Origin of the sequence: Sphingopyxis sp. KK2 (assembly GCF_001990265.1) — a bacterium.
In the GTDB taxonomy this organism is placed as follows: domain Bacteria; phylum Pseudomonadota; class Alphaproteobacteria; order Sphingomonadales; family Sphingomonadaceae; genus Sphingopyxis.
In genome coordinates, this window is sequence record NZ_LYVN01000219.1 from 1 (window position 1) to 4,319 (window position 4,319).

4 protein-coding genes and 1 pseudogene are annotated in these 4,319 nt (G+C 66.1%); 3 read left to right on the plus strand and 2 right to left on the minus strand.

From position 1 onward, the window contains the following. Window positions 1–990 (minus strand): tRNA epoxyqueuosine(34) reductase QueG (gene queG, locus B1A78_RS20650; protein ID WP_077148747.1); only part of this gene is annotated, 990 nt, incomplete at its 3' end. A gap of 68 nt (window positions 991–1,058) precedes the next feature. Between queG and B1A78_RS20655 the strand changes: the two genes are divergently transcribed. After that, window positions 1,059–2,015: an ABC transporter ATP-binding protein gene (locus B1A78_RS20655; protein WP_077148750.1), complete on the plus strand. Its 957-nt coding sequence runs from the start codon at window positions 1,059–1,061 to the stop codon at window positions 2,013–2,015. Further along, window positions 2,012–3,259 (plus strand): ABC transporter permease, encoded by a 1,248-nt coding sequence (locus B1A78_RS20660; RefSeq protein WP_077148748.1) that lies wholly within the window; start codon window positions 2,012–2,014, stop codon window positions 3,257–3,259. The genes B1A78_RS20655 and B1A78_RS20660 overlap by 4 nt, the downstream gene beginning before the upstream one ends. A gap of 90 nt (window positions 3,260–3,349) precedes the next feature. Here the strand turns inward: B1A78_RS20660 and B1A78_RS20665 are convergent, their stop codons facing one another. Beyond that, complete coding sequence (locus tag B1A78_RS20665) at window positions 3,350–3,871, minus strand: hypothetical protein (RefSeq protein WP_077148749.1); 522 nt, start codon at window positions 3,869–3,871, stop codon at window positions 3,350–3,352. 183 nt (window positions 3,872–4,054) lie between these two features. On the opposite strand from B1A78_RS20665, the pseudogene B1A78_RS20670 reads away from it, so the two are divergent. Further along, a pseudogene (locus tag B1A78_RS20670) lies at window positions 4,055–4,319 on the plus strand (cytochrome P450); the annotation flags it as partial.

Consider the following 4,319-nt stretch of genomic DNA (forward strand, 5'->3'; position numbering starts at 1 on the left):
GAGCGCCGGCCGGAACCGCGCATCGCCGCTGTTCCCCGCCGCGATCGCCGCGTTGCGCACCATCCGCCCGCGCCCGATGCGCTTGATCGGCGACCCCGCGAACACCTGCCGGAACTCGGCATCGCCGAGCGCGAGCAAGTCGCCGAGCGACGGCGCGACGAGTTCGGCGCGCGGCAGGAACGCCTTGTTCCGCGCCGCGGCGTCGGCGAATTTGTTCCACGGGCACACCGCGAGGCAATCGTCGCAGCCATAGATGCGGTTGCCCATCGCGCGGCGAAATTCCTCGGGGATCGACCCCGCATGCTCGATCGTCAGATAGGAGATGCAGCGCCGCGCATCGAGCCGGTACGGCGCGGGAAAGGCCTGCGTCGGGCACGCGTCCTGGCATGCGGCGCAGCTGCCGCATGTATCGCACCCCGGCACCGCCGGCGCGAGGTCGAGCGTCGTATAGATCGCGCCGAGGAACAGCCAGCTGCCATGCTCGCGGCTGACCATGTTGGTATGCTTGCCCTGCCAGCCGAGCCCCGCCGCCGCCGACAGCGGCTTTTCCATCACCGGCGCGGTGTCGACGAACACCTTGACCTCGGCGCCCTCGGCCTCGGCCACCAGCCAGCGCGCGACATGTTTCAGCGCCTTCTTGACGACGTCATGATAGTCGGCGCCCTGCGCATAGACCGAAATCCGGCCGCGGTCGGGATGCGCCGCGAGGGCGAGCGGATCGACCTCGGGCGCATAGCTCATCCCCAGCGCGATCACCGACTTCACCTCGGGCCACAGCCCGCGCGGCGACCCGCGCTGCTCGGCGCGGCTTTCCATCCAGATCATCTCGCCATGGCTGCCGTCGGCGAGCCAGGCGTTGAGCCGCGCGGCGGTCAGCGGCGCCGCATCGGCGCGCGCGATGCCGAAGGCGACGAAGCCATGCTCGCGCGCCACGGCTTCGAGCCGCTGCTCGATCGTGCCAATGGGAGGGGGCAAGGCTTCGGCAACCATTGCCGCCCTATACGCGAGCCGGCTTTGCATGTCATAGGGGCGGCAGAGACATTTTGCAGGACCAGCTTTTGACCGATCTCGCCGTCGAGGCCCTTGGCCTCACCAAATATTATGAAGCGTTCAAGGCGGTCGACGACGTCAGCCTGCAGGTCCCGACGGGCAGCATCTATGGCGTGCTCGGCCCCAATGGCGCGGGCAAGACGACCAGCCTGCGCATGACATTGGGCATCATCGATCCCGACGCGGGGGCGAGCCGCCTGCTCGGCGGACACAAGCCGCAATCGGTGCGCCACCGCATCGGCTACCTGCCCGAGGAGCGCGGCCTCTATCCCGGCATGAAAGCGCGCGAGGCGATCGCCTTCATGGGCGCGCTGCGCGGGCTCGACTGGTCCGAAGGCCGCCGCCGCGCCGCGACCTTCATGACCGAACTCGGGCTCGAGCGCGTCATCGACGAAAAGATCCGCAAGATGTCGAAGGGCATGGCACAGATGGTCCAGCTCATCGGCTCGATCGTCCACGCCCCCGACCTCATCGTGCTCGACGAGCCCTTCTCGGGGCTCGACCCGGTCAACCAGGAACGGCTCGAAATGCTCGTCCGGCGCGAGCGCGACCGCGGTGCGACGATCCTCTTTTCGACCCACGTCATGGCGCATGCCGAACGGCTGTGCGACCGGCTCGCGATCATCGCGCGGTCGCAGCGGCGCTTCGAGGGGAGCGTCGACGACGCGCGCGCGCTGCTTCCCATGCAGGTCCGCTATACCCCGCGCGCCGAGGTCGGCGCCGATGCGGTCGCCGCGCTGCTCCCCGCCGGCGCCGAGCGGCGAGGCGAGGCCTGGCATTTTGCGATTCTGGACAAGGACGTCGAACCCCTGCTCTCGCGCATCACATCGAGCCATTTCGGCGTCACCGGCCTGTCGATCAGCCGCCCGGCGCTCCACGACGCCTTCGTCCATATCGTCCGCCAGGTCGACGCGGGCTTCACCGCCGATGCCGCCGTCGAAGCGAGTGAAGAGGTCAGCGCATGAACGCCTTCCTCAAGAATATGGTCGTCGTCGCGCGGCGCGATTTCCTCGCGATCGTCGCCACCCCGACTTTCCTGCTCTTCCTGCTCGCGCCCTTGTTCATGGTCGGCATGGGGCTCGCGGGCGGCATGGGCGCATCGCAGCTCGCCGACAGCGCGCGCGGCGCCGGCCGCCTCGTCGCGATCGTCGATGCGAAAGATATCGAGGCGCTGCGCGCGGTCGACGCGCGGCTGCGCACCGCAATGCCGCGCGAACCCGCGCTGCTCGAGCTGCGCGCCGCCAGCCCCGCGACCGAAGATCCGATCGCGATCGCGCGCGAAAAGGGCAGCGACACCTATGCGGTGCTCAGCGGCGCGCTCGAAACCCCGCGCATCGTCGAGCGCGAGCCGGGCAGCAGCTCGGGCCGCTATCTCGCGCTGCTCGCGGGCGAGGCGCTGCGCAGCCGCACCGCCGGCCCGCTGCCCGCCGTCACGCCGAAGTTCGAAAGCCTGTCGAGCGGGGGCACCAGCATTGCGGCGCAGCAGTCGCTCGGCTTCGGCGCGGTCTTCGTCATCTTCCTGCTCACCCTGCTCCTCGCCGGCCAGACGGTGAGCTCGCTCGCCGAGGAAAAGGGCAACAAGGTGATCGAGATCCTCGCCGCAGCGGTGCCGCTCGAAAGCGTCTTCCTCGGCAAATTACTGGGCTTTCTCGGCGTCGCGGTGCTGTTCATCGCCTTCTGGATGGTGATGGCGATCGGCGGCGGGCTCGTCGCCGTGACCCAGATGGATCCGGCCGCGATCGCCGCGGCGGGCGGCGCCAGCAAGGCGGCGGCAACGATGGCGGCCACCCCCGCGGTCGGCTGGCCCTTCTTCCTCGCGATCGGCTTCGCCTATTTCGTCATGTCCTTCCTGCTGCTCGGCGCCGTCTTCCTCGGCGTCGGCGCGCAGGCGGGCACGGTGCGCGAAATCCAGATGCTCAGCCTGCCGATCACCATCTTTCAGGTCGGCATGTTCAGCCTGTGCGCCGCCTCGGCGAGCGCGCCGGGCAGCGGGCTTGCGACCTTCGCGCAAATCTTCCCCTTCTCCTCGCCGCTCGCGATGGCGGCGCGCGCCGCGACCGACGATGCGATCGGCGTCCATCTGCTCGCGCTCGGCTGGCAGGCGATCTGGGTCGCGCTCGTCGTCTACCTTTCGGTCCGCCTTTTCCGCGCCGGCGTGCTCAGCGGCCGCAGCGACTGGCGCTTCTGGCGGCGGAAGAAGGGCCGGTAAGACACCTACGGAGAATGTCGGGAAGCGACCGTACTCGGTCATTCGCGCCTTTCGACACCAGTGACATTAGCAGACGCTCCGATTAGGCAGTCAATCGTCCTCTTCGACCCAAAAAATGAAAGCTGTAGCATCGTCGAAGCCGATGAGGCCTCCGTCTTGTATCACGTCAATCGGGGGTAGTGGTTCGCTGTTCCCTTGAAACAACAATTGGTGACGACGCCGATCCCATCCGCTTTCCGAGCATACCAGTTCATAGTGTTTCATGCGGCGCGTCTGCTGCCAAATCCCTTTGCTGAAAAATTTCGCATCCGGGCCTAGTGTCCGAAGGCATTCTGTAATTTCATCTTGAATGCCCACTGGAATTGTTCGCTCGCCGTGGTGAAGCGACTGTGTTGCAAAGAGCGTCAGCCAAATTGGTGCGTCCTTTGCCGAAAGCGGATGGAAATCCGCTTCCCGGCCTTGCGCATCCAACCCCACATTGGATGCAATCATTGCGATCGTGGAATCGCCTCTCGGCTTTGGCCCAGCCCATGACCTTCCTAGGCCGCCGATCGACCTAGTAGCTAATCTCTCCAACGTAAATTTGAGCCGAGATTGTGCCGTTACTTCCATGATCGGAAAGGAGCAAAATCTTGCGGTCTCTGTCAATGTCAGCTTTTCGGAGCGTGGAGTTCGAAAGCCGCCTGGCAGCTAGCCACCCCAAAGCCGCCACCCACCCCACATTGACAAAGCTGTAAATAGTGGCATTCTGCAACTGAATCGGCCGCGCCAGACGGCCGCGCAGAGGAGCAGCCCATGGCCACCCAAGTCCGTATCGCCCCCGAAATCGAAAATCCCCTCGATGTCTCGCGCGCCGAATATTGGAGCGAGGATCGCTGGCAGGAGCCGATGCGCCAGCTTCGTGCCGAATCGCCCATCTATCGCTGCGAGGATTCGAAATTCGGTCCCTATTGGTCGGTGACCACCTACAAGCCGATCCAGCATATCGAGGCGCTGCCGAAAATCTTCTCCTCGTCGTGGGAATATGGCGGCATTACCGTCGCCGGCGACGGTAATGCCG